29 protein-coding genes are annotated in these 21,079 nt (G+C 47.9%); 12 read left to right on the top strand and 17 right to left on the bottom strand.

The window, feature by feature from the left end:
- Positions 1–150: 150 nt before the first annotated feature.
- The gene (locus KNQ08_RS04395; protein ID WP_149427306.1) at positions 151–1,350 is read right to left on the bottom strand and encodes an MFS transporter; all 1,200 of its coding nucleotides are present in this window, start codon (positions 1,348–1,350) and stop codon (positions 151–153) included.
- Positions 1,351–1,525: 175 nt separating this feature from the next.
- Here KNQ08_RS04395 and KNQ08_RS04390 point away from each other — a divergent pair, with 175 nt between their 5' ends.
- The gene (locus tag KNQ08_RS04390) at positions 1,526–1,843 is read left to right on the top strand and encodes a hypothetical protein (protein WP_064300912.1); all 318 of its coding nucleotides are present in this window, start codon (positions 1,526–1,528) and stop codon (positions 1,841–1,843) included.
- Positions 1,844–1,890: 47 nt separating this feature from the next.
- Here KNQ08_RS04390 and KNQ08_RS04385 read toward each other — a convergent pair whose 3' ends face one another.
- Both KNQ08_RS04385 and KNQ08_RS16950 read right to left on the bottom strand, forming a co-directional pair.
- The gene (locus KNQ08_RS04385) at positions 1,891–2,826 is read right to left on the bottom strand and encodes a cation diffusion facilitator family transporter (RefSeq protein ID WP_149427305.1); all 936 of its coding nucleotides are present in this window, start codon (positions 2,824–2,826) and stop codon (positions 1,891–1,893) included.
- Positions 2,827–2,999: 173 nt separating this feature from the next.
- The gene (locus KNQ08_RS16950; RefSeq protein ID WP_149427304.1) at positions 3,000–3,905 is read right to left on the bottom strand and encodes a methyl-accepting chemotaxis protein; all 906 of its coding nucleotides are present in this window, start codon (positions 3,903–3,905) and stop codon (positions 3,000–3,002) included.
- 261 nt (positions 3,906–4,166) lie between these two features.
- Here KNQ08_RS16950 and KNQ08_RS04375 point away from each other — a divergent pair, with 261 nt between their 5' ends.
- The gene (locus KNQ08_RS04375) at positions 4,167–4,583 is read left to right on the top strand and encodes a hypothetical protein (protein ID WP_149427303.1); all 417 of its coding nucleotides are present in this window, start codon (positions 4,167–4,169) and stop codon (positions 4,581–4,583) included.
- A 203-nt stretch (positions 4,584–4,786) separates the two neighbouring features.
- Here KNQ08_RS04375 and KNQ08_RS04370 read toward each other — a convergent pair whose 3' ends face one another.
- The gene (locus KNQ08_RS04370) at positions 4,787–4,981 is read right to left on the bottom strand and encodes a hypothetical protein (RefSeq protein WP_149427302.1); all 195 of its coding nucleotides are present in this window, start codon (positions 4,979–4,981) and stop codon (positions 4,787–4,789) included.
- Positions 4,982–5,344: 363 nt separating this feature from the next.
- On the opposite strand from KNQ08_RS04370, the gene KNQ08_RS04365 reads away from it, so the two are divergent.
- Positions 5,345–5,671, top strand: coding sequence for a DUF3139 domain-containing protein (locus KNQ08_RS04365; protein ID WP_149427301.1), 327 nt, complete (start codon positions 5,345–5,347; stop codon positions 5,669–5,671).
- A 68-nt stretch (positions 5,672–5,739) separates the two neighbouring features.
- Here the strand turns inward: KNQ08_RS04365 and KNQ08_RS04360 are convergent, their stop codons facing one another.
- The 3 genes from KNQ08_RS04360 to KNQ08_RS04350 all read right to left on the bottom strand — a co-directional run bounded on the left by KNQ08_RS04360 (position 5,740) and on the right by KNQ08_RS04350 (position 7,509).
- The gene (locus KNQ08_RS04360; RefSeq protein ID WP_149427300.1) at positions 5,740–5,988 is read right to left on the bottom strand and encodes a hypothetical protein; all 249 of its coding nucleotides are present in this window, start codon (positions 5,986–5,988) and stop codon (positions 5,740–5,742) included.
- 34 nt (positions 5,989–6,022) lie between these two features.
- Positions 6,023–6,199, bottom strand: coding sequence for a hypothetical protein (locus KNQ08_RS04355; protein WP_214804866.1), 177 nt, complete (start codon positions 6,197–6,199; stop codon positions 6,023–6,025).
- A 560-nt stretch (positions 6,200–6,759) separates the two neighbouring features.
- Positions 6,760–7,509: an SDR family NAD(P)-dependent oxidoreductase gene (locus tag KNQ08_RS04350; protein ID WP_214804864.1), complete on the bottom strand. Its 750-nt coding sequence runs from the start codon at positions 7,507–7,509 to the stop codon at positions 6,760–6,762.
- 82 nt (positions 7,510–7,591) lie between these two features.
- Here KNQ08_RS04350 and KNQ08_RS04345 point away from each other — a divergent pair, with 82 nt between their 5' ends.
- Positions 7,592–7,999, top strand: a complete 408-nt coding sequence (locus tag KNQ08_RS04345) for a MerR family transcriptional regulator (RefSeq protein WP_214804862.1) — start codon at positions 7,592–7,594, stop codon at positions 7,997–7,999.
- On the opposite strand, the gene KNQ08_RS04340 is transcribed toward KNQ08_RS04345, so the two are convergent.
- Positions 7,969–9,042 carry a threonine aldolase family protein gene (locus tag KNQ08_RS04340; protein ID WP_214804860.1) on the bottom strand — a complete coding sequence of 358 codons (1,074 nt, stop codon included), beginning with the start codon at positions 9,040–9,042 and terminating at the stop codon, positions 7,969–7,971. The genes KNQ08_RS04345 and KNQ08_RS04340 overlap by 31 nt on opposite strands.
- 124 nt (positions 9,043–9,166) lie before the next feature.
- Here KNQ08_RS04340 and KNQ08_RS04335 point away from each other — a divergent pair, with 124 nt between their 5' ends.
- Both KNQ08_RS04335 and KNQ08_RS04330 read left to right on the top strand, forming a co-directional pair.
- Positions 9,167–9,844 (top strand): hypothetical protein, encoded by a 678-nt coding sequence (locus KNQ08_RS04335; RefSeq protein ID WP_214804858.1) that lies wholly within the window; start codon positions 9,167–9,169, stop codon positions 9,842–9,844.
- Positions 9,845–10,044: 200 nt separating this feature from the next.
- Entirely contained in the window at positions 10,045–10,338 is a 294-nt protein-coding gene (locus KNQ08_RS04330; RefSeq protein ID WP_029341604.1) for a hypothetical protein, read from the top strand.
- Between the two features lie 59 nt (positions 10,339–10,397).
- Here KNQ08_RS04330 and KNQ08_RS04325 read toward each other — a convergent pair whose 3' ends face one another.
- The 4 genes from KNQ08_RS04325 to KNQ08_RS04310 form a co-directional block, all read right to left on the bottom strand.
- Positions 10,398–11,519, bottom strand: coding sequence for a GGDEF domain-containing protein (locus KNQ08_RS04325; protein WP_251133616.1), 1,122 nt, complete (start codon positions 11,517–11,519; stop codon positions 10,398–10,400).
- 149 nt (positions 11,520–11,668) lie between these two features.
- Positions 11,669–11,914: a phage holin gene (locus KNQ08_RS04320; protein ID WP_023468184.1), complete on the bottom strand. Its 246-nt coding sequence runs from the start codon at positions 11,912–11,914 to the stop codon at positions 11,669–11,671.
- Positions 11,911–12,546: a M15 family metallopeptidase gene (locus KNQ08_RS04315; protein ID WP_214723077.1), complete on the bottom strand. Its 636-nt coding sequence runs from the start codon at positions 12,544–12,546 to the stop codon at positions 11,911–11,913. Before KNQ08_RS04315 ends, KNQ08_RS04320 begins: the two co-directional genes overlap by 4 nt.
- Positions 12,537–13,301 (bottom strand): helix-turn-helix domain-containing protein, encoded by a 765-nt coding sequence (locus KNQ08_RS04310; RefSeq protein WP_214804854.1) that lies wholly within the window; start codon positions 13,299–13,301, stop codon positions 12,537–12,539. Before KNQ08_RS04310 ends, KNQ08_RS04315 begins: the two co-directional genes overlap by 10 nt.
- 90 nt (positions 13,302–13,391) lie before the next feature.
- On the opposite strand from KNQ08_RS04310, the gene KNQ08_RS04305 reads away from it, so the two are divergent.
- Entirely contained in the window at positions 13,392–13,889 is a 498-nt protein-coding gene (locus KNQ08_RS04305; RefSeq protein WP_214804852.1) for a DinB family protein, read from the top strand.
- A gap of 36 nt (positions 13,890–13,925) precedes the next feature.
- Here the strand turns inward: KNQ08_RS04305 and KNQ08_RS04300 are convergent, their stop codons facing one another.
- On the bottom strand, positions 13,926–14,411 hold the full coding sequence (locus tag KNQ08_RS04300; protein WP_214723071.1) for an NUDIX hydrolase: 486 nt from the start codon (positions 14,409–14,411) through the stop codon (positions 13,926–13,928).
- Entirely contained in the window at positions 14,408–14,941 is a 534-nt protein-coding gene (locus KNQ08_RS04295; RefSeq protein ID WP_050677833.1) for a DUF402 domain-containing protein, read from the bottom strand. Before KNQ08_RS04295 ends, KNQ08_RS04300 begins: the two co-directional genes overlap by 4 nt.
- A 155-nt stretch (positions 14,942–15,096) precedes the next feature.
- Between KNQ08_RS04295 and KNQ08_RS04290 the strand changes: the two genes are divergently transcribed.
- Together KNQ08_RS04290 and KNQ08_RS04285 are read left to right on the top strand one after the other, a co-directional pair.
- Positions 15,097–16,206 carry a GGDEF domain-containing protein gene (locus KNQ08_RS04290; RefSeq protein ID WP_214805705.1) on the top strand — a complete coding sequence of 370 codons (1,110 nt, stop codon included), beginning with the start codon at positions 15,097–15,099 and terminating at the stop codon, positions 16,204–16,206.
- Positions 16,207–16,288: 82 nt separating this feature from the next.
- Positions 16,289–16,537 (top strand): hypothetical protein, encoded by a 249-nt coding sequence (locus KNQ08_RS04285; RefSeq protein WP_064300893.1) that lies wholly within the window; start codon positions 16,289–16,291, stop codon positions 16,535–16,537.
- 46 nt (positions 16,538–16,583) lie between these two features.
- On the opposite strand, the gene KNQ08_RS04280 is transcribed toward KNQ08_RS04285, so the two are convergent.
- The 3 genes from KNQ08_RS04280 to KNQ08_RS04270 all read right to left on the bottom strand — a co-directional run bounded on the left by KNQ08_RS04280 (position 16,584) and on the right by KNQ08_RS04270 (position 19,099).
- Positions 16,584–17,270, bottom strand: coding sequence for a polysaccharide deacetylase family protein (locus KNQ08_RS04280; RefSeq protein WP_064300892.1), 687 nt, complete (start codon positions 17,268–17,270; stop codon positions 16,584–16,586).
- Positions 17,271–17,287: 17 nt separating this feature from the next.
- Positions 17,288–18,382: an MGDG synthase family glycosyltransferase gene (locus tag KNQ08_RS04275; RefSeq protein ID WP_208796384.1), complete on the bottom strand. Its 1,095-nt coding sequence runs from the start codon at positions 18,380–18,382 to the stop codon at positions 17,288–17,290.
- A gap of 87 nt (positions 18,383–18,469) precedes the next feature.
- Positions 18,470–19,099: a DedA family protein gene (locus KNQ08_RS04270; RefSeq protein ID WP_149427287.1), complete on the bottom strand. Its 630-nt coding sequence runs from the start codon at positions 19,097–19,099 to the stop codon at positions 18,470–18,472.
- A gap of 215 nt (positions 19,100–19,314) precedes the next feature.
- On the opposite strand from KNQ08_RS04270, the gene KNQ08_RS04265 reads away from it, so the two are divergent.
- The 3 genes from KNQ08_RS04265 to KNQ08_RS04255 are packed head-to-tail and all read left to right on the top strand — an operon-like array spanning position 19,315 to position 21,048.
- On the top strand, positions 19,315–19,857 hold the full coding sequence (locus tag KNQ08_RS04265) for a GNAT family N-acetyltransferase (RefSeq protein WP_064300890.1): 543 nt from the start codon (positions 19,315–19,317) through the stop codon (positions 19,855–19,857).
- A 26-nt stretch (positions 19,858–19,883) separates the two neighbouring features.
- On the top strand, positions 19,884–20,687 hold the full coding sequence (locus tag KNQ08_RS04260; protein ID WP_149427286.1) for a hypothetical protein: 804 nt from the start codon (positions 19,884–19,886) through the stop codon (positions 20,685–20,687).
- On the top strand, positions 20,680–21,048 hold the full coding sequence (locus KNQ08_RS04255) for a hypothetical protein (RefSeq protein ID WP_167507560.1): 369 nt from the start codon (positions 20,680–20,682) through the stop codon (positions 21,046–21,048). The genes KNQ08_RS04260 and KNQ08_RS04255 overlap by 8 nt, the downstream gene beginning before the upstream one ends.
- Positions 21,049–21,079 lie beyond the last annotated feature (31 nt).

The raw sequence follows: 21,079 nt of genomic DNA, 5'->3' as shown, positions 1-21,079 counted from the left end.
ATTCAAGAAGACCGTCATCCCACTGATCGGAATCAAAAACAATAACGCTGTAATCCATAAACTCTCCATCGACTCCACTCCTCATCGTTCATTTCTATCTCTAGTGTATAAGAGTGCGAAACCGCTTACCTCCACCTCAAGGCGGATATTTCATCCGACCTTGTCCTGTCGTTCTTCAGCAAAGGAAACGGTACGATTAAAGAGCAACCAGATACTGGTCATGATAAGACCACTTAAGGCAAAGAACAGGAAAACGAATGAGATGCTAAAGAACGACGTCAAGTACGACGACAAACCGTAACAGAGCGCAGAACACGCCGTTGATGCAGCGACCATCGCCGTCCGGACCCGGCCGAGCAAATGCGCAGGCGTCGAGCGCTGTAATAAGGTCGCAAATGGAATCCCGAACAACGTCAGTGCCATTCCGAGTAAGACGAACCCACCAACTGCCACTGGAACGAATGAGACATAGGCGACGATCGCAATCGCAAGACCTTGCAAGACGACGGCAAAACGAAACAGCTTATCCTGTCGTACGGAGGCGATCCATTTCCCGTAAAGGAGCGACATCGCGATTCCCCCGATCACCGTCGCCAGTTCGAGTGCAGAAAACGTCTGAGCATTTCCCGATAAGACATTCTTGGCATATGGCGCAAGTAAGGTATTCATCGGTGTGATCATCCAGTTTGCGAGAATCGCACAACCAAGGATCCATTTAAGGCGACCGTCACGGACGACGTGATGAATCCCTTCGAGCAACGCTTCGCGATACGATCCTTGACGCGCCCCTTCTGCGACTTGCCCTGACATATGTCGAACGAGTAACCAGGCGACGAGATGCAATCCAAGGTCAAGCCATAAGATACTCGCGATCGAGAAATGGGCGACCATCATCCCACCGAGTAAAAATCCGCTCAACGTACCGATTCGTTCAATCGTTGCGAGATAGGCATTTGCTTGCGGCAATTGGTCATCTTCGACTAAATCAACGACCCATGTGAAGACGGCATTGCCACCAATGATTTGTAAGATCGTTTGAACGACGAGTAAGCCGAGTAACCACGGTAGGACGACGTTTGTCAGGCCGATTCCCGCTAACGCGATCCCAAGCGCAAGCAAGCGAATGAGTACTGATGTTTGATACAACGATGCACTGACGAATCGGTCGATCCATGGTCCGACGAACGTTGAGACGAGAAAACGAATTAAAAAGACACCAGTCGCAATCAGGGCAACGCCAGAAGCACTGATCTCTTCCGCACTCACCCAGTAGATCGCGATATAGACGAAACTCGTCCCGACGGTCGATAACAAATCCGAGACATACATAAAACGAAACGCACGTGACATGATGCTTTATTCCTTTCCTAAAACGACTTCTTGTCTATCTTACAATTTTTCTCAATTGCTGCCCATTCTTTTTTCGTCATCACATCGTCATCGTCTGTTAAGGCATTCTTACCCGTCTGTAACAGAGCCGACATGTTCATTCGCTATACTAAAACGCATAGGGAGGTGAAGATCCATGAAAACGCAAACGCGTTATGACTATGAAACCGAACAGGAACAGGTCGACGTCCCATCCGAGGCACGTCTAGGCTACTACTTTCTCTTAATCGTCCTGCCGCTTGGTCTCGCGCATCTTGTCCAGTCGCTTGCTCCTTCGCCGGATCAACACCACTCGTCCGTATTGACGGGTTTGACGTTCTTATCCATCGTCTTATTCATGTACTTAGGTAACCGAGCTGCTGGAAATGCCAAAACGACCTTTTTCGGATACTCGATGTTCTTGAGTATCAGTCTGTTCGCGACGCTGTTTCTACCAACGGTGCCGATCATTTGAGCATAAGCAAACGAGCACCCGTCCGACTTGGACGCGTGCTCGTTTTTTTAATGCGTATGCGATTCGTGTTTGCCGTCACAATACAACGTATTGCCATGTGCGTGCTGATCCGTCTCGACCTGGATCGTCGCGTGATTAATCCCGACGTGTTTCAAATCGTGATCAATCTGTTCGCGAATCGACTCCGATTCCCGGACAGTCATGTCCTCCTTGACGACGACGTGACACGACAACGCGTTATACCCACTCGTGATCGACCAGATGTGTAGATCATGTAGTCCGAGGACAGCTTCGTTCGTCTGAATCGTCGAAACGACCTCATCGATATCAACGTCGCTCGGCGTTCCTTCCATCAAGACGTGAACGGATGCCTTCGTCACGTAATAGCCACTCCGTAAGACGAGGATCGCCACGATGACACTCGCCAAGGGATCCGCCCATCCCCAACCGAAGAACATGATCAGAAGAGCAGCTGCAATCGCACCAACGGATCCGAGCATGTCACTTAAGACGTGCAGATAGGCACCACGCATGTTGAGGTTGTGCTCATGCCCTCCGCCGCGCGTCATGATCCAGGCAACGAGAATGTTGACGAGCAACCCGAGGACACTGATGATCAGCATCCCGGTCGTTGCGACAGCGGGTGGATCGATGAAGCGTTGGATGGCTTCAATGAAAATATAGAGGGCGATGACGATCAGCGTCACACCATTTATGATGGCGGCTAAGATTTCAAAGCGTTTTGAACCGAATGTCTTATTCGCATCCGGTGCTTGACTCGAAAACTGGAAGGCTAACAAAGCAATCGCAAGTGAAATCGAATCACTTAACATGTGCCCAGCGTCAGATAACAACGCGAGACTGTTCGTCCAAATCCCGCCGATGACCTCGACGACCATGAACGCGGTGATGATCAGGAACGACAGGCCCAGTACCTTTTTATTGTCGGTATGATGATGGTGGTGATGATGATCATGTGCCATGACGTTGCCTCCTTTTACCTTACATTCAAACGTATATTTGAATTATAACGTGCCTCCGTTCTGTGGTCAACGGGCTCATCTGTTATATCCCACGCCTTTACTCTTCCAAAACGACTCATCTGACTAAACCAAAAAAACGATGACCCACTGCCATCGCTTCTTCCATATCCTTTTCAAATAAACGACCTGAAATCCTCTGTTTGCTGCTCGAGTTGTCGTGCGACCTCTTCGATTGCGGTAAAGCGTTGCATCGTTTCTTTTACCGTAGCAAGGCTCGACGCGACTTCGAGATGGGACGCTTCAATCTTTTTCATCATCGCCATGATTTGACGGTTCATCGTTTCCGTATTCGTGCGTACTTCGACAACTGCACTGCCGACTAAATCCGATAAGTTTTTGACTTCACTGGCAACGACGGTAAAGCCTTTACCGTGCTCCCCAGCCCGTGCCGCTTCGATTGCCGCATTCAGAGACAACAGGTTCGTCCGGGCCGCAATCTCCTTGATCGTATCAGCAATCTTCGTGATCTCGATGGCTTGGTCATACAGTGTTTCGAACGTCTGTTGGTTTTCTGCCGTTTCACTCGAGATCGTAGTCATCGTCTCTTGAAGCTGGGTGCCCTCTTTCGATCCTTGAACCGATTGCAGATTCAGTCCTTCAGCAAGCGTCTGGAAGCTTTTCGCATATCCTTGCACGCGGTCAATCCGGTCCGTAATGTTACTCGCAATCTTGACGACACCGACGACCTCTTCTCCTTCAAAAATCGGCATGTAGGTTGCTTCAAGCCACAAGATGTCGCCCCGGGCATCGACTCGTTTGATTTTATCCGCTGTACTGAAGCCCGAAAACAGACGTGTCCAAAAGTCCTGATACTCACGGCTGTTCGCGAATTCTGGTGTGCAAAACGTATGGTGCTGTAAGCCAATCATCTCGTCTCGTTTATATTTCATCGTTTTCGCAAACAAGTCATTGACGTCGACGACGCGTCGTTGGCGATCAAAATAGATCATCGCGACGTTTGCTTCAAGGCTCGACAAAATTGCTGGAGAGCGTAATAGTCTCGGTAAGGTTTCATTCATAGTGTCATTAACTCCTTCTATGTATCATTCATGTTCTATGACAGTTTTATACAAGAACAATCTGTACCTATCTATCGTCATCGATTGACCTTTTTTATAGCTGAAATGGCGATTATCCAAGTTGATTTTCGCGAAAACGAAATCACTTCTATAAAAATTTTGTGACAGTTACAAACGTTACACCATGGCATTGTCAAAAAGCGTAGTAGATGCTACATTTATTTATGTAGTAAATACTACACCTTTAAGGAGGAAATATAAATGACACATGATAAGCCCCCTCTATTTTCGAAAGGACAAGTTATCATCTTGGTCGTACTCGGTGTAGCGTTCTGGTTCGTCGGTGCCCTGTCAGTCAGATTTGGATCTGGAATCGGTATGTTCGAAAACGTTGGAAACGTGATTGCCTTCCTGATCGGTTTACCAGTCTCGTGGATTTCCGTCATCATCATAAAAAAAGTCGCTCGTTTAAATGCTGAACAGATGGTGCCGGGTGTCAGTCTCGGACTGTTAATGGCGACGTTTTTAGACGGAATCGTTCTAACGTGGGGCACATCGCTGTATGGAACGGATCCCTTGCTCGTCGGACGTGGGGCAGCATGGATCCTTTGGGGGGTCTTCGCCTTTCTTGCTGCTGCTTTCATCGAGGCGAGACGAATGGGATATAAAATGATCTAAGGCGATGAAATGTGTTCTACAGGACGACAAATAACACAAATAGACCATTGGACTCGTCACTCGTCCAACGGTCTATTTGTGTAAAAGCAGGTGAATTCCAGTGCGTCGGTGAAAAAGATAATAATCGGAATCGTATCGTGATTATCTCGACGATTTAGTTCGGTGGGGTCATATTTAAACAGAACGATTGACTTCAAATGAAATCAATCGTTCTTCGTCTCTGCTTCAGCCTTTTCGATTTGGGCTGATTTGAAGTTGAGATATATGGTATACTCTACTGTTACTATTAAAAAAATGATGCCATACCCGAGTTCCCAATCGAAGCCAAAATACAAGATTGACGATGTGATGACGACAATGAGAACTAACCGAATGCTCGATAAATGATACTTACTCATGATTTCCCTCCTTTTCTACCGCCACCGAAGTAGATGTATGTCACTAAAAGAATCAACGTCCATGTAAAAACCGCGAATATGATTTTAAATAGGCCGTCAGGCAGTATTTTTGAGATATATAACATGGTCATTAGGATTGAAAACGTTAAATGGTTATTTCTCATTTGTGTAGAGAGCTTATCCCAATTGAGCAGTACAAGTAGTACCGCGACGGGTGCGAGGAGTGCCGTTAGGAAGAAGAACGGAACGTTCCTCATATAGTACGGTATCTCGTCTTTGTTTTTTCCCATCACATATCTCTCCTCATCTTCAATATAGAATACCTAGCTTCTCTATTCATTTCATAGGAACGGATGTGATTGTATGAAAAAAGAAGTACGTCCACTCATCTATACACTTATCGTTCTCGTCATCTTGATAGCTGCCTATCCGACTTACCTCTTCGTTTCTAAAACGATGACCGAAATCAAGATTGAACGAATGTTAGTTGAATCAGGATACGACCAAGATATTTCAAAAAAGGAAACGGTCTTTGAGTCGAAGACCGGAAGATACGTGCTGGAAATCAAATACACGAATGAACCAGACTATACATACAACTATGAAATCGTCGAAGATCATGTACTGACGACTGTATACGACCAGCATCATGTTGAAGTGACTGGCTCCGTTCAACATGAATTAAAGTAGACATCGTACTTTAAATAACAATCGAGCCCATTCAGCGATCGCACGAATGGACTCGATTTATGTACCTCTTAACATTCTTCTTTCATGTTCAGTGATTCTGCCGAGCGAATCGTAATTTGTTTTGTAGCATCATCGATGGATATGACACAATCCCATGTCGGCTTTAACTGAAGGACATCATTTCGATCCAACCACAAGACCGCAGTCAGTTCGATGAAGTCCCCCATCACTACCATTTTTCTCGCCTTCTCATCAATGACAGCATACAGTTCATCATCTAAGTTGATTTTCCAGTCAAAAAATTCACTGACGCTCATTCTCTCTCTCCCAATTCTTCATCCGTTCTCTAGATCATTCCGGAGTAGAAAACGTAATCTCCCATTTTTTCCGCGCAATCAATACTACGATCAGTGAAGCCAACAAAGATATTTTCAGCGTCGTATCACTAATGAGCTGTAGCCCGTAATGCAGTGAAAAGAGCGTCGTGAGCAGAAGAACGACGAGTCCTAAGAACATCATGTTTTTCATTCGATCACCTCTTTTCCAATGGTCGTCTGACGTTACTTTCAATACTCTGATAAGTTCCGTCCAACTTGATTCCCCTTGTTTTAAAAACTAGATATGTTTAAACTAATACAATAACACAAAAAAAGGAAGTCATTCATGATAAAAAAATCCATAAAATACTTTTTATTGTCATTGATGTTGCTTGTTATCATCTTGAATCTCTTGAATGGTCGAGTGATTGAAAATGAGCGATTAACGTTAGCCGTGAACATCGCTATCGTGCTGATGGCGTTATTTTTTATCAGTTTGAGGTTCTTCAAACGAAAAAGTAAATAGGATGCTTATAGCTCCAAAAAAAGTATGTAAAGGTGGTTAACTCGTGGGACAATTCATGATTTTTAGTGCCTTGATGAATCTTCTGATCATTGGCGCAGTCGTCTATGTCGTATGGAAATTAGCAAAAAAACTCTTTAAAAAATAAATGATGGATGTCCTTTTTTGATTCATTCTTGAAATTCGTATCGATCATGATTACATAAGCAAGGTCCCTTTCTCATTCGAAAAAGGGACCTTGTTCTATTTTATCCTGCGTAGTTGAACAACGGACCACGCAATTCGAACTCATACGTCTCACCGTCAACGATGCCGACGATCGCGTCACTTTCGATCAACTGATGCAGGAAGCCTGCCATCTCAGCCGCCGTATGGTACTTTTTGACGTTCTTGCTGTAGTCGAATCCTGCTTCGCCGCGCGAACGATCCGCAAACTCTGTCTCAGTCGCAGCTGGTGCCAGTACTTTCGCCCGGAGTTTTGCCCCACCTTTTTGCAGTTCTTGCGCTAGCCCTTCCGTATAGGCACTGACATAGAACTTCGTCGCACAATACGTGACCGCGTTCGGAACGATCCGGTAGCCACCTGCTGACGAGATATTGACGAGCGTCGTTCCTTCAACGTCATGATGATCGCGGACGAACAGACTCGATAGAATCGTCAGCGCCTCGATGTTCAAGCGAAGCATTTTCTCGATTTTCCCGAGCTCAATGTCCTGGACGAGATCAAAATCGCCGAATCCAGCATTGTTGATCCACGTTTCGATGTCGAGTTCCTTTAGTCCCTCATATAAATCATGGACATTTTGGTTATTTGCGAGATCGACCGACTTGAGGATGACATCACTATCTGGTGAGATTTGTTTGACTTCATCCCGAAGTTTTTCGAGCTCAGACGTCCGTCGCGCGACGAGAACGAGTGATTTTCCTTTTCCTGCGAGTAGTTTTGCCGTCTCATATCCAATTCCTGAACTTGCTCCTGTAATGACCGTGTACTTCATGTAGCATATCCCCTTTTTGATTTGGTATAGTGAGAGTCTAATCCTTAGAGTGAACTCTAAGTCAAGCAGAAAGGTGAGATGTATGTATACGATTTCTGAAATCAGTCGATTGACCGATACGAGTGCCCATACGATTCGCTATTACGAGAAAGAAGGGCTACTGTTTCCGAAGCGCCAGAACGGTCAACGTCGATACGACGACCAAGATGTGACGTGGCTTCGGTTCGTCCTTCGCTTGCGCGAAACGCATATGCCGATCGAGCAAATCCGTTCTTACGTGACGCTGTTCCTTGCTCACGGCGAGCAGGATACGACGCAAGAACGGCTCGCATTGCTTGAAGCCCACCATGCGAACGTCTTAGCACAACTAGCAGCATTACAGGAAACGGAGCGAATGATTGCAGAAAAAGTCGACACTTATCGTCGCCTCCATCCTACAATTCCCGCTCCTGATGTTGTTCAATCCTCTGAGAACGCCTCCGTCAAATGACGGTAGACCGTTTCACGTTCGTCAGGCGTCAACGTAAGAAAACTATCGCCGATGTTGACTTCCGTCGCGCAGCCACTATCTTTCTCAACGAGATAGCCAGCGATACCAACTTTTCCGTGCGACTGGATTTCAATCAATTTTTCCTCGACGACTGCTTTTTCTGCCTCGAAGTAGAGATGAAACATGTTCGAGACCGGCTCTAGGGGACGAGTTGAGATGCCTGAGATCGCATTCAATCGGCTCGCAAGCTCCTTTGCGGCTGCATGGTACTCTGCCATGTGGTCTTTTCGTTGTTCATAATTATGATCGGCAGACAGAATATACGGATATAGACTAATCAAGTCACCGCCGTAGCGACGTTTCCAGATCCGTGCCTCTTGGCAAAACGGTTCTGGTCCAGCTAAGATTGCTCCTGCGACGCCGCCGAGTCCCTTATAAAAAGAGATGTAGACACTGTCAAACAGTTGCGCGATGTCCTTTGCTTCTGCCTCATAATACGGTAAGACCTCAAGTAAACGGGCACCGTCCAAGTGAAGACGGATTCCTCGATCACGAGCATACGCACAGATCACTTCGAGTTCTTCACGCGACGGAAGCAATCCGCCGAGTTCGCGTTGTGGTAGTTCGAGTAACAAACAACTAACGTCCGGTAAAGCTTTGACGTCGTCTATCGTCATTAATCGATCGGCTTCTCCGACTAGTATCGGTTCGATCTCGTGCAATTTCTTTAAGCCGTCCTGTTCATGAATCTCAAGGTGACAGAGCGGGTGATAAGCGACCTTACGAATGTTCTGTTCATCCGACCAGATACGTAGCGCAATCTGTTGCGCCATCGTGCCACTCGGAAAAAAGACCGCATCGTCGTGCCCGAGTAAGTCTATCATCTTGCGCTCGAACGTCTTGATTAATTCGCCGTTGCCATAAATATCACTTGGTTGATCAGCCGAGACAGTTCGGAGCGCTTCTTGTAACACGCCGACCGTCCGACTACCATGTCCATCTAAACGTTTCGTCGTTTCTTGGTAACTCGATCGTAAATCCATCTCTTTCATTCCCTTCTAAATCAATGACTATTTTTTGAAAAAATCAAAATATTCCCTCTCTACTTTTGCTATACTGTGTAGCGAAAGTCTGTTAAACGTACTCGTCAAAGGAGGTGTTCCTATCGTGAAAACGCTTCGCACTCGCCTATTGCTTCTTATTCCACTTGTCTGTCTACTACTACTCACCATGCAACAATTCGTCCCGCCGCTCTATACGTCACTTCTTGGACGAATTGATCCAGCAACGAATACATATTGCGTCGACCGTTGCGGTCCAAAGGAATCGATCATCGATACGATCGAAGAAGGAACGTCTTATGGTGAAAGCACGGTCACGATGAGCGAAGTCGATCCACCAGCTCCATGGTTCCGGACAGGGTTCGATTCTTCGGTGACGACACCTCCTTATCTTCTCATACTATGTCTCATTCTCCTGTTTTGTAGCTGGTTTTTCTGGTATTATCTCCAGTGGTTGCGTCGACCTCGTATCGATCCATCAGGGTATGTGCTTCCGCCACGATTTCCAATCTTCATTTATGAGACAAAAGACCTGCCTGCTGACTCGATTCGAAAACAACTCGCTCACTTTAATGCACAATTGCCGCTGTCCTTACAACGCCGGACCCACGAGACGGTAACGGAATGGTTTGATCGGATTGCGTTCCCATCTCCTGTTGATCCGCTCTACTTTGAAGTGCGGTATGGGAAGGTACCGGTCATCTCGACGCATCAATTGACCTTCTTCGCCCAAGCGATGGAGCAGTATCTTCGGACATGCCAAGTTCAATCATCGATCTCTTGAATCCTGCCGCCCTGCTCATTGAAGCTCGGCGGTTTTTCTTTTGCTGTCGAGTAGGATGACATCTTAAAAAAACGTTTCAAGTGTTTTTAAAGTTTGGATTGACTATTTTTCAAAATCAGACGATTAGTTGCCAGAAAACTGGGTAATATAGACTATAGTAGAGAAAAAGTCGTTCAACCAGGAGAGTGAGGTGAGAGAAGATGATCAGTGCACAAGAAGCCTATTACATCAAGAAGGAATTGAATGAAAAATTCGAGGATCCGCGGATTTCCTGTGATTTTTCAATCTTTTCACTTGAACCGTTCCAACTTCTCTTGCACGTCCAAGAAGATGTCGATGAGCTCAGTACTGAAACACGCTATGGCTTAAGCCGCAAGATTCGGTCCCAGCTCAAACAACTCGATGCACGTGTCGGTGGTGTTCCCGTCAAAGCGGTCTATGTCATATCGGCGCCTCTCATTTCCGATCGATCATATTGCGTCATCTTACAATGAAAAAATCCCTCACGTGAGCATCGCATCTCACGTGAGGGATTTTTGTCGAATTCATATTTTCAGCCTGCCATGTCACCGATTTGGTTCCGACCATTCTCTTTCGCCCGATACAACGCTTGATCGGCTTGATCGATCACCTCTTTTTCCGTCGTCTCTGCTCCGGGTACGAGCGACGTCAAGCCAAGACTGACACTGACCCGGCAAAGTGGTTCATACCGTTCATGTACGATATTCAAATCGAGAATGTCCTGACGGATTCGTTCTGCAATGTGCCGGGTTTCTTCTGCTCCACGCGACAACAAGACCGTGAACTCCTCTCCTCCATACCGAGCGACTTGTCCATGCCGTGCTTGACGCTTCAAGACGCGGGCGACTTCCTTTAAACATTCATCCCCTTTTAAATGACCATACGTATCATTATACGATTTAAAGGCATCGACATCGATCAAAATCAGGGAGAGTGGTGTCTGCTGTTGTTTGGCTTCTTCGAGGAGATGTTCCAATCGTTCATCGAACGCCCGCCGATTCGGAATACCGGTCAAGGCGTCGTGAAGCGAACGATGAATCAAGGCTCGTTTACTGCGTTCCATCCGAAACGTCTGGATGAAGGCAATCAAGACAAGAACGGCAATGCTTGCGACAACGACGATGACCCATTTCGCAGCACTCGATGCTTGCTCGGAACGATTCGTTGCTTCGGCGATGATTCGGTTGACGTCCGTCCGTAGACGGGCATCAATCGGGCGAAACGTCTCGATGAACTGCATCCCTTGATAACGCTTTGCCTCAGCGGCTGCTTGATCCCCGTTTCGAACGAGTGCCAGTTGGGCATCATAAAATCGGATGGCTGTCTCGATCCGGGGAATCGCTTCCGTCCGGACGAGCTTTCGCATGATCGGATGATTCTCATCGAGTTGATTGAGTCGCTTGACCGTTTGATCAAGCCGATCAATCGTCCGATCATACTGGGCTAGATCCGCCTCGTTCGGTGAGAGGATGTAACTGCGAACGACCAGTTCAAGATTTAGTAACGCCGGAAACAACTCTGCTGCTTCCGTCGAGATCGGAATCGCCTCGTTTAAGATGCGTGCATTCTCTCGTTCGATTTTTAGGAAAGCTTGATAGCTCCAGACGCTTGTAAATAAAAGCGCACAGAGTGCCAAAAACAAATAGCGCTGCAACGTTGACCATTTCACAAAAAGACCGACCTTTCTTTCTCTATCTAATTGACTAAAGTCTATCCCTTATATCGGTGTCTTGAAATCAAACTGTTAGTCGTTTGTATGAAATAATGCCCGTTGCTAGAACATTCCAAACGCTTCCAGCCTTCTTAATCGGTCAGGGATGTGTTTTCCAGCTGTTCCTGTGACTGCCTTCGTCTCAGTGCTCGTTCTGTCACATCATTGTTCTTCCACCAAGCGACAAGTAGACCGACCAGTCCGATCAGACCCGTCACGAACCGTTCGACGTCACTTGACGATACTGGCAATGCTGTAAAACCGAGCGTCGGTAAGAGTAACTCAAGAAAGACATAGAGCGGAATCAAGAGACGGATCCACGCCTGAAGACGAATCATGGTGACACCGGAAAGAGACGACGCCATGTTTGCGGACCAACGATCCCGTCAGCGACTAGACGACACGTCTGTTGGAACGTTCGAACGGCGTGCGTCAATCGGGCATCAAAGACTCCCGTCACCACAAGTCCCAAGCGTTTTTCAAGGGCTCGGACGAGTTCCGGTGCTTGGATTTTTTCCCGTAGATAGTGTCCCGGTTTTGGCACATGATGGCGGGCAAGACTGACATGATCGTACAGTTCAAAATGTGGGTAGTCGGGAAAACGAGACCAATCCCCTCCCCAGTCCATTCCGCGTCGTTTCATCGCTGCAACAATCCGCCGGAGTCGCGCATCTGGTGGAGAAAGGAATACTGCTCCGTCTTCGTAAAGGAAGACATCGATTGCGACACCGAAGTTATGGTTCGATTGTCCGCCGCGGGCTTGCGTCACGATGGGCCCTGGTGTCGTCCGTCCTTTTGCATACAACGCATTCTGTTCCGAGATACTCCGAAAGCTTTGCGCTACACCGAGCTTGATTCCATGCGGATAAAGCTCTCGTATCACGTCACGCGCGATCCGGATGACAGACGGATGCATGCCAGGAGCGGATAGTTTTTGATTGGCACGTCGGAGTAATTCTTCTAGTTGCATAAAGCTCCCTCCCTTGTCAGTGCTTGTAATAATTCTGCAATTTCGGCGTCGTCAGGTATGGTCTGTTTCTCTTTATGGTGTGCTTCATATGCTCGTTGCGCTGCTTTTTCTCGTTCCATCCAATTCGGTAATTGAAATAATGAAGTTTCTCTTCTTGAACGTTTGGTTCCTTGTTTCGGACGTACTGCCGCAGATCCGGTCGCAAGGCGTTTGACGACTTGCTCGATGTAACCAAAATGACGACTGTTCGCCCGCGCTGCCTCTTCGATCGCATACTGGATTCGCTCGATCGGATGGTCTGTTGCCAGCTGTAGCAATTCCTGCTCGATTCGTGGTGTCGCTTTACCTAGATTCGTTTCGTACTGCTGCACCAGTTCCTTTTTTAAAGTCGTTTTCTTCAAGACTTCTTCTTCGGAGTCAGCAGAAACCTCGGGGGCAGTCGTCTCGTGACTCGCCGGGGACGGTATGTCGGCACGGGGCAGGACACGGTAAGCATTCGAGGTCTGTCCCCCGTGTTTCGTGAACCGTTCGACTTTCTCGATCCGACCGCTTGCGATCAAGGACTGGATACACGACTTGACCGTCGATTTACTGCACGGAACAGCGTCGGCGATCGTTTGATAGGACGGGAATGCTTGACCATCCTGACCACTGAAGCTTTCAAGGATCAGATAGATCATCTTTTCATGGACGGACGCAAATGCCGTCCCGCTCCGTAAGAGCGTATGGGGAACCGGGAGATATGGAACTTGCATGGTGATTCCTCCTTTCTAGGAAATATGACAGGAAGAAGTCGAGGATTGTTCGAAAAGAATAGGGAGATGTTTTTTGAGAGGAGTGACAGGATGAACGAACTATTCACCTATTATCTACAGGAGCTTGATCACTATCAACCGGATTCCTTGATTCATCATCTGGATCATGACACATGGTCGATCAGTCAGATGTACGATCATCTGATCGTCGTCAGTCATGAGTATTTGGATGAGGTCGAGTCGTGCCAGTTCGCACCCATGACCACGTCCGGGAAGTCACCTTTTGGCGAGGTACTGTTTGCTGCCGGTGCGTTTCCGGCGACACCGATCCGGTTACCGGATGCGATGAACGCACCACCGGACGAGACGGCTCACGTCGACCGATTACGGACGCGTTGGCTTGAGTTGACCGATCGTCACACTGCACTTGCTTCCATCGCAAAGTCGGCACCCGCTGACCAAAAGACGCAACACGGTGGGATGGGCTGGTTGAATGCCGCCGAGTGGTATGCTCTCGTCATGTATCATCTCGCGCACCATCGCCATCAAAAACGACGGCTTGATGCCGCATTAGCGAATCTCCCATAAGAAAAAGCGCTCTCCGTTAACGAAGAGCGCTCCTGTTCATTTCAAGACGTCCCAACTCGAAAAGTGTCGTGCCTCGAGATCGAGTTGCTGTTCCTCGATCCAGCGAAACGCTTCGAGTACGAGCGGTGACGCGTTATCAATCGAGACGTCACTCGCCTTGACCCAGCGCGCACCGAGCGAGTCTTGTCCGACAAATTGTTCAGGGATACTAAGCGTTCCCCCCGTCTGTCGGACGAGATAAAAAACAGCGATGTGATGGACTTCGTCGAACTCGCGCCAGTCCCACGGAAGCTTGAAGTCCGCGACGCCGATCTGCCGTTCGAGTGCCACCTCGAGCCCTGTCTCTTCCGTGAATTCCCGGCGCATCGCCGTAGCGAGCGTCTCCCCTTCTTCAAGGCTCCCCCCTGGTAAATCATAGCGATTGATATACGGTCCACCATTCTTGTCGATGACGAGTAAGGCATCATCCTTCAACAATAATCCATAGACACCGAATGCCCGGTGACAACGAATCGTCTTCATGTGTCATTCCCCCTTCTCTTCATCTGCAGGACGGTCGGGATGAATGGATCCAAAAAGCCGTCAAACGGAAACTGCTGCTGCGCGATTCGCTGTTGTAGGTTCAGTAACGATGCACGAGCTCGTTTAATCACATCAGTCGGATAGTCGTACAATTGTTGGTTCTCTAAAAATTCGTCCTCGTCGACGACCGTCCACACTCCCTCTCGATGGACGAGATCGAGATCCAGATCAATGAACGATAAGGTATTTCCTTGAAGTACCGGCGGTAAGCAAATGTTACAGTAGTACGTCACTTCTCCCGTCCGCTCTATATCGAGACCGACCGTAAAATCAGCATCAAGCGGATAGAATTCCAGACTATAATTGTCATATGTATAAACGGCTTCGCGACGATGATGTAAAAGTGTCCGTCCTGGCGTATTCGCGACGAGCAGATACGCTTCCGTCTGAACAAGAACGTCTCCGTCCCACGAGTAGTGCGGACGTCCGTCAAACTTCCGCGCTTCAATCGTTAGATGTTTCGGTTCCAACCTCATCCCTCCCTTTCCCTAAAGCTCTCTTATTTTACCAAATGATCATATCGAAGCAAGTCTTTACCTGATTTACTAAAATTTTGAGAGTCTCTCGTTGACATCCTTTATCAAACTGCTATCGTGAAGGTATCATACTCAAGGATGTGGAACCGATGTTCATTGCCGAGTTGTTATTGAATGCTTGCATCGCCTTCACCGGCTTTTATTTGATCGCCAAAATCATTTATAGTCAACGTCTCGCGTCAAGTAGCTTGAAATCCCTCATCGTCGGTCTCGCGACCGGGCTGCTCGGGGTGCTATTGATGTTTAAGGGGATCGCCGTTAACGAGTCGTTACGAATGGATTTGCGACATTTGCCACTCGTTCTGCTCGCCTTTTATGGCGTCCGCTCGCCACTGATCATCGCGACGCTAATCATCGGTTGTTCCCGGTTCTATTTCGGTTGGACACCACAAGCAGTCGTCGCCTTTCTTGCAGTCCTTGGCATCAGCTCCGGGATGTACTTCATCCATAAACGGTTGCTCCACCGACCGTTACTGCAAAATCTCATCATGAACGTCTGGGCCTTGTTCATGATCTCGATTGCTGTCTCAATCAATCTCGGCTTTAGTGACGCCGCTCTTCGCTTGCTCGCTTCGACATGGACGATCGGACTCGCAGTCGGACTGTTATCGAGTCTATTGACGATTGATTTTCAGTTGCTCAACGAACAGGTGCAGCGCTACAAACAATCAGCGGAACTTGATCATTTGACAGGACTGTACAATCGCCGTGTTTGGGACGAACGGACGGCGTTGCTCGAAGCAGAAGGACGTGTCTACAATGTGCTCGCACTCGACATCGACCACTTCAAGCATGTCAACGATACATACGGGCATGCGAACGGTGATCTCGTCTTACAACAATTCGCACGGATCTTACAGGAAGAAACGCGTCCGCACGATATCACGGCGCGCATCGGTGGAGAGGAATTCATGGTCCTCGTCTATGATTTGACGCCTTCGAAAGTCGCGAAGGTCGCTAACCGAATCCGGGAGCGAATCGCGAACACGCGCTTTCAGCTCGACGGTTTTCCCGCCATCTCGATCACAGCATCCGTCGGCATCGCCCATGGGAAACACGTTGCTGCCCAGCGGATGAATATCCTTGCCGACGAAGCGTTATATGCCGCCAAGGAACAAGGGCGGAACCGTGTCATTCTGTACGAGGTCGATGCTGAGGCAGCCATGACGACACAAGACCGCGAACCGGTCCGTTCTTAATCTTTATCATACGCATTCGATTATTGAGTAGATTGCGCTGGATGATGCAAAAACAGATCATCCATCCATAAGGAGTGAAGCAATGAAATCCGATTTTGAGTTCATGACGACATCAGAAGCGATTCTATTCGTCAGTTCCTTGTTCATGTGGCTGTACATTGGGCGTCATTTCGTCATGATCACGACGTTTGATGACTTATTTTTAACACAATCGTGGTGGTTACTACTTCCGCTCATCACCTTCATCTTATTCTTACGCTCGTTCGTCGTACGACGCTTGATCCTCCATCATAGTCAAGCAGACGAGGACGACATGTCACGCAATGCTTAATCCATGCAAAAGAGGACTTACCATGAAACCGGTAAGTCCTCTTTCTTTATGCTTGATCGATTCGCCGAAACTGTAAGCCGCGTGCTTTCCACTCCGGCAAGAGTTCTTTCAGCGCCGCAATCGTCTGCACGGGTGCTTGTGGATCTGCACCGAACGTATCCCCATTATCATGGAGCAAGATGATGTCTCCTTCTGACACATTTGATAGCAGCCGTTTGATTTTTGCCTTTCCGCCCTCTAGCTTCCAGTCCTCTGCCATCTTCGACCAGAGAATCATGTTGTAAGAAGGAGGACAAAGGACATCTCCAGCATTAAGCGCACCCCACGGTGGACGATAGACCGTCGGACGTTCGCCCGTGATCCGTTCAATGATTGTAGCCGTCCGCTCGATGCCTGTCCGGACGGTCGACGGTCGCATCGACCAGTTCGGACGATGGATATAATTGTGGATACCGACTTGATGCCCTTCTTCGTGCATCCGGCGAATGAGGTCCGGATGTTCTTCTGCTTTATGACCCACGACGAAAAACGTCGCATGAATGCCTTCTTGTTGTAAGAGATCAAGAAGTTCTGCCGTATAGACAGGATCTGGACCATCATCGAACGTCAAGGCGACGGATCGTGAGTCCAGTGATTTCGTCACGCGCCATCCAAAGACGCGTGACGCCATATACGGAACGACCGTATAGGCGAGTGTCGCGAGAACTCCCGCTGTGACAAGACGTGAACGCATGTAAACTAACTCCCTTATTATCCATTTACTTTTTGACGACGATCTTGCAGGCAACCCGCAATCCGTTCAGCGAAAAATCGCTGATCGGCCATGACGCGATCATTTTGATACTGTGTGACCGCTTGTTGCCAAGCGTGCATGACGTCCGGATTCTCAAGCGTCCGACGGATGACGTCCGCGAGTGTATCCGTTTGATTAAAGGAGAACGCAAGCCCTTTCTCCATCAAATACGTGCGATTGATTTCTTCTTGCCCCGGTAGGACGTGTTGAATGAACAGCGGTATACGTTTTTCGAACGCTTCGCTAACCGTCACGCCACCCGGCTTCGTGACGATCGCATCCATCCGTTCATACAGTTGATTCATCTCATCCCTTGAATCGATATAGGCGAGTGGATGGATATGTGGATGACGTCGCGTGGCTAGTCGTTTATAGAGCGTCTGATTGTTCCCGCACAAGACATGAAAATCTGCTTCCGCACACTGTTCGATTTGCGTCAGCAACGTCTCGAGTTGACCGAGTCCACCGTTTCCGCCAGCAACAAGAATTTGTTTGCGGGACTGCGTCGAACGAATGATGGAACCACCAGAAATTGCTGGATGGACAGGGATTCCTGTTACGAACAACCGCTCTTTTGGTACAGCATGGTGCGCGTGCAATTCCCGCCTCGCCTCACGATTCGGCAACAGATGATACTCGATATGCTTCTTTCCCCAGACGCGACTGACGAATAGATCGGTATAGGCATTGATGACGGGTACATCACAAAGGTTTCGTTCCTTCAATTGATTCAAGAGATAGGACGGAAATGCATGCGTACAGATGATGACATCCGGTTGTTCCGTTCGGATGATTCGTAACATCTGCTGTTGGAAATAATGCGACGTCCATCCCCTTGAGCGCGCGTTACTTGAACGCCCGGCAATATGCCGATGGTAAAAACGACTATAACCGTTTGAGAAATGTCGGATCCAGTTCAGATAAAACTTCGATGTCACCCATTCCGCGAACGGGCTGATCGTACTGAGTAACTCTACTTCCTTGACTTCAACATCTGGTCCCTGCAATCGTTCGGCGATGGCTTCCGCGACGAGATGATGACCGGATCGCATCCTTAAAAAAGGAAAGATCACTATTTTTTGCATCGTATGTCCACTCCTTCAAACTATCCGCAAAAATCCTTTAAAAAGAAGTATCGCTTAGTCTTCTTTTCCCGCTTGGTTTTTCCCTGAAACGACGCGTTTTTCAAGCCGTTTACGCTTGAGCCATTTGACGAGTACACCGAGCAGGAACAATACGAGTAAGGCAAGTCCGAAATACGGTACGACTTCCGGCTTGATATGGAACGTCTTTCCGGCAAAGTGACCGAGTAAGACGAAAGGAACGACCCATAGCGCGGAACCAAGTGCCGACACCCAGAAATAACGACCGAACGGAATCCGCTTCATCCCCGCAAAATACGGATTGATTTGTCGCACGCCCGGAATATAAAGACCGGCGATGATCGTCCGATTGATGCGTCCCATGTAGCCGTTTGACACCCGCTCCCAGCGCTCCCTCGTCAATCCGATGAACCGACCGTATCGTAAGACGGTCGGTCCAAAGAAGCGCCCCGCGCCATATGCCGTCAACATGCCGACGTACGTTCCGGCGAATGCCGTCAAGATTGAATAAATCAAACGTTCTTCGTTCTGACCACTTAAGATACCAATCAGGACGAGTAGTGATTCTTCCGGTGCCGGGATCCCGACGATGCCAAAAAATAAAAAAATGAAAATAACGCCATATCCATAGGCATCGAGATACTGGTTGACCGTATCCATGTTCATGTTGTCACGTCCTCTACTGCTGTCTCTCTGTACTGTTTCATCGTCTTCTGACTATGTATTCGTTCCTGTTCATGCAATTCCTTTTTTAGAAAAATTAAAACCCGTTTTCAGCTAAAAATTGACCTGTTCTCGTACCTCTCCTCGTGACAGTTCTCAGCATTTAGGAGATGATGAAGAGAGTGAACTATATCTTTAAAGATAGAAGGAGGATGACGATGAAAGAGACTGAACAATTGAAAATTCGCCCTCTCTCGATCGAGAGTATTCCACTCGTCAATGATGCCAACGATCCGTTTCCAATCATCGGACACATCGTTCCGCAGTTTTCCGGTACCACCTGGTCCTACACGGAAGAACTTTATGAAACAGTTACCGAGACCCATTTCCCGGACGACCGTCTCGATTGGTCTACTTATATTGATCATAAAGATCGTATCGTCCTACTCGCCTTCTCCGGCACTTCTTGTATCGGTCAGATTCGTCTCGTACGTGACTGGAACCGTTTCGCCTACATCGAGAACATCGCCGTCAAACAATCGTTTCGTAAACTAGGCGTCGGACACCAACTGCTCGCCGCTGCGACGAAGTGGGCACAGCAACGTGAGTTGATCGGTCTGTCCCTTGAAGCACAGGACGATAATCTGATAGCTTGCCGGTTTTACGCGCGAGAAGGCTTCGTGCTCGGTGGTGTCGATAGCCTAAAACAATCCGCCAATCCAGACATCGATCTGACGCTGTATTGGTACAAACTATTTTGAGCAACAAACGGAAAGGACTTATTTCTATGGCATCAATCGTAAAGAACAGTTTCATTTCCGCGATATTGTTCGCTTTCTTGTACGCACTGATTGCTGGGCATGAGATGGGGGATCCAGCAATCTACGGCACGTCCTTCACTGACTTCTTCCTGATTGGTCTACTGTTTGCCGGTCCAGTCATCCTAATCGGCGCACTCTTGACAGAAGGGCTGCCGCGCCTGTTATTCCGTTCGACTATCTCATTCGCACAACGGATCATCCTCAATCAGGTCGTCGCGTTGTTCGCAAGTATCGTCCTCTATCTACTTGTGCAACCCAATCCATTTTCGTTCTATTTTGTCTTGTTCTGTTCTGGAGTAGCATTAGTGTATCTTCTTGTCTCCGAGTCGGCACGGAAGTATCCGTCATTTCTCCCCTATCTGTTCGGGTGGCTTGGTCGGACCGTCCTCAGCTTCTTTTTGTTTCTCCATTTGTTTGGATCGATGACGATGATGATTCCGTTTCTGTCTTATACGGAGCAGTTGGTCAATGAACAGTTAGACGCTGTCATGCTACTGTTCTTCAGCAGCATTGCGATTGCTGATATGCTGTTAGCTGTCCGTTTCACGAAGCGTTCGCTTCCGTGGACGACGCATCTCCTCGTTCATCAAGGCACGGTCTTCGTGTTTGCTGGCGCGTTCATTTTGTTCACTTCACTTCCTGCTTTATTTTTCATCGGAAACGTAGTCGCTGCCTTTTTATATGTGATGGTCACCCGTCTATTCATCGTCATGAAAACCGGGAAGGAGGAACACCATGATCCGTCTGTCATTTCGACTACTGATGACTAACTGGATTTTTTTGATGCTGTATCAACATCTCCCGTCGTCACCACGCCTTATGGCCGAGACGGACGCTGGGTATTATTCAGGTGTTTTCGAGACATTGCTGTCGTTTATGATTGTCATCACGGTCGGCGGCATCCTGACTGACGCGATTCGTTACTTCGGCTTCCGAACGCGTCCACTTTCCTTTACATCACATCTCTTTCTGAATCAAGGCATCGCCTTCCTTATTGGTGGCATCTTATTAATCGTCTTCAATGGTCTGTTTCAACCGCTCTATTTTCAGGCGATTGCGAGTAGCGCCGCCTTCCTCTATTTTTTGTTGACACGTTTGACATTACTATACAAAAACGATTCAGTTGTTTGAAATCAGCCACATTCTTACATTTTTGTTAGAT

This window comes from Exiguobacterium sp. s46 (assembly GCF_018618875.1).
In the GTDB taxonomy this organism is placed as follows: Bacteria; Bacillota; Bacilli; order Exiguobacteriales; family Exiguobacteriaceae; genus Exiguobacterium_A; species Exiguobacterium_A abrahamii.
Note: the sequence above shows the minus strand (reverse complement) of the source record. Positions and strands in the feature narration are given on the sequence as shown.

What these genes read in the sequence shown, in the direction of transcription:
- KNQ08_RS04395 (WP_149427306.1), bottom strand. Translation starts at nt 1,350, where the DNA reads ATGTCACGTGCGTTTCGTTTTATGTATGTCTCGGATTTGTTATCGACC.
- KNQ08_RS04390 (WP_064300912.1), top strand. Translation starts at nt 1,526, where the DNA reads ATGAAAACGCAAACGCGTTATGACTATGAAACCGAACAGGAACAGGTC.
- KNQ08_RS04385 (WP_149427305.1), bottom strand. Translation starts at nt 2,826, where the DNA reads ATGGCACATGATCATCATCACCACCATCATCATACCGACAATAAAAAG.
- KNQ08_RS16950 (WP_149427304.1), bottom strand. Translation starts at nt 3,905, where the DNA reads ATGAATGAAACCTTACCGAGACTATTACGCTCTCCAGCAATTTTGTCG.
- KNQ08_RS04375 (WP_149427303.1), top strand. Translation starts at nt 4,167, where the DNA reads ATGACACATGATAAGCCCCCTCTATTTTCGAAAGGACAAGTTATCATC.
- KNQ08_RS04370 (WP_149427302.1), bottom strand. Translation starts at nt 4,981, where the DNA reads ATGAGTAAGTATCATTTATCGAGCATTCGGTTAGTTCTCATTGTCGTC.
- KNQ08_RS04365 (WP_149427301.1), top strand. Translation starts at nt 5,345, where the DNA reads ATGAAAAAAGAAGTACGTCCACTCATCTATACACTTATCGTTCTCGTC.
- KNQ08_RS04360 (WP_149427300.1), bottom strand. Translation starts at nt 5,988, where the DNA reads ATGAGCGTCAGTGAATTTTTTGACTGGAAAATCAACTTAGATGATGAA.
- KNQ08_RS04355 (WP_214804866.1), bottom strand. Translation starts at nt 6,199, where the DNA reads ATGAAAAACATGATGTTCTTAGGACTCGTCGTTCTTCTGCTCACGACG.
- KNQ08_RS04350 (WP_214804864.1), bottom strand. Translation starts at nt 7,509, where the DNA reads ATGAAGTACACGGTCATTACAGGAGCAAGTTCAGGAATTGGATATGAG.
- KNQ08_RS04345 (WP_214804862.1), top strand. Translation starts at nt 7,592, where the DNA reads ATGTATACGATTTCTGAAATCAGTCGATTGACCGATACGAGTGCCCAT.
- KNQ08_RS04340 (WP_214804860.1), bottom strand. Translation starts at nt 9,042, where the DNA reads ATGGATTTACGATCGAGTTACCAAGAAACGACGAAACGTTTAGATGGA.
- KNQ08_RS04330 (WP_029341604.1), top strand. Translation starts at nt 10,045, where the DNA reads ATGATCAGTGCACAAGAAGCCTATTACATCAAGAAGGAATTGAATGAA.
- KNQ08_RS04320 (WP_023468184.1), bottom strand. Translation starts at nt 11,914, where the DNA reads ATGATTCGTCTTCAGGCGTGGATCCGTCTCTTGATTCCGCTCTATGTC.
- KNQ08_RS04315 (WP_214723077.1), bottom strand. Translation starts at nt 12,546, where the DNA reads ATGCAACTAGAAGAATTACTCCGACGTGCCAATCAAAAACTATCCGCT.
- KNQ08_RS04310 (WP_214804854.1), bottom strand. Translation starts at nt 13,301, where the DNA reads ATGCAAGTTCCATATCTCCCGGTTCCCCATACGCTCTTACGGAGCGGG.
- KNQ08_RS04305 (WP_214804852.1), top strand. Translation starts at nt 13,392, where the DNA reads ATGAACGAACTATTCACCTATTATCTACAGGAGCTTGATCACTATCAA.
- KNQ08_RS04300 (WP_214723071.1), bottom strand. Translation starts at nt 14,411, where the DNA reads ATGAAGACGATTCGTTGTCACCGGGCATTCGGTGTCTATGGATTATTG.
- KNQ08_RS04290 (WP_214805705.1), top strand. Translation starts at nt 15,097, where the DNA reads ATGTTCATTGCCGAGTTGTTATTGAATGCTTGCATCGCCTTCACCGGC.
- KNQ08_RS04285 (WP_064300893.1), top strand. Translation starts at nt 16,289, where the DNA reads ATGAAATCCGATTTTGAGTTCATGACGACATCAGAAGCGATTCTATTC.
- KNQ08_RS04280 (WP_064300892.1), bottom strand. Translation starts at nt 17,270, where the DNA reads ATGCGTTCACGTCTTGTCACAGCGGGAGTTCTCGCGACACTCGCCTAT.
- KNQ08_RS04275 (WP_208796384.1), bottom strand. Translation starts at nt 18,382, where the DNA reads ATGCGATCCGGTCATCATCTCGTCGCGGAAGCCATCGCCGAACGATTG.
- KNQ08_RS04270 (WP_149427287.1), bottom strand. Translation starts at nt 19,099, where the DNA reads ATGAACATGGATACGGTCAACCAGTATCTCGATGCCTATGGATATGGC.
- KNQ08_RS04265 (WP_064300890.1), top strand. Translation starts at nt 19,315, where the DNA reads ATGAAAGAGACTGAACAATTGAAAATTCGCCCTCTCTCGATCGAGAGT.
- KNQ08_RS04260 (WP_149427286.1), top strand. Translation starts at nt 19,884, where the DNA reads ATGGCATCAATCGTAAAGAACAGTTTCATTTCCGCGATATTGTTCGCT.
- KNQ08_RS04255 (WP_167507560.1), top strand. Translation starts at nt 20,680, where the DNA reads ATGACTAACTGGATTTTTTTGATGCTGTATCAACATCTCCCGTCGTCA.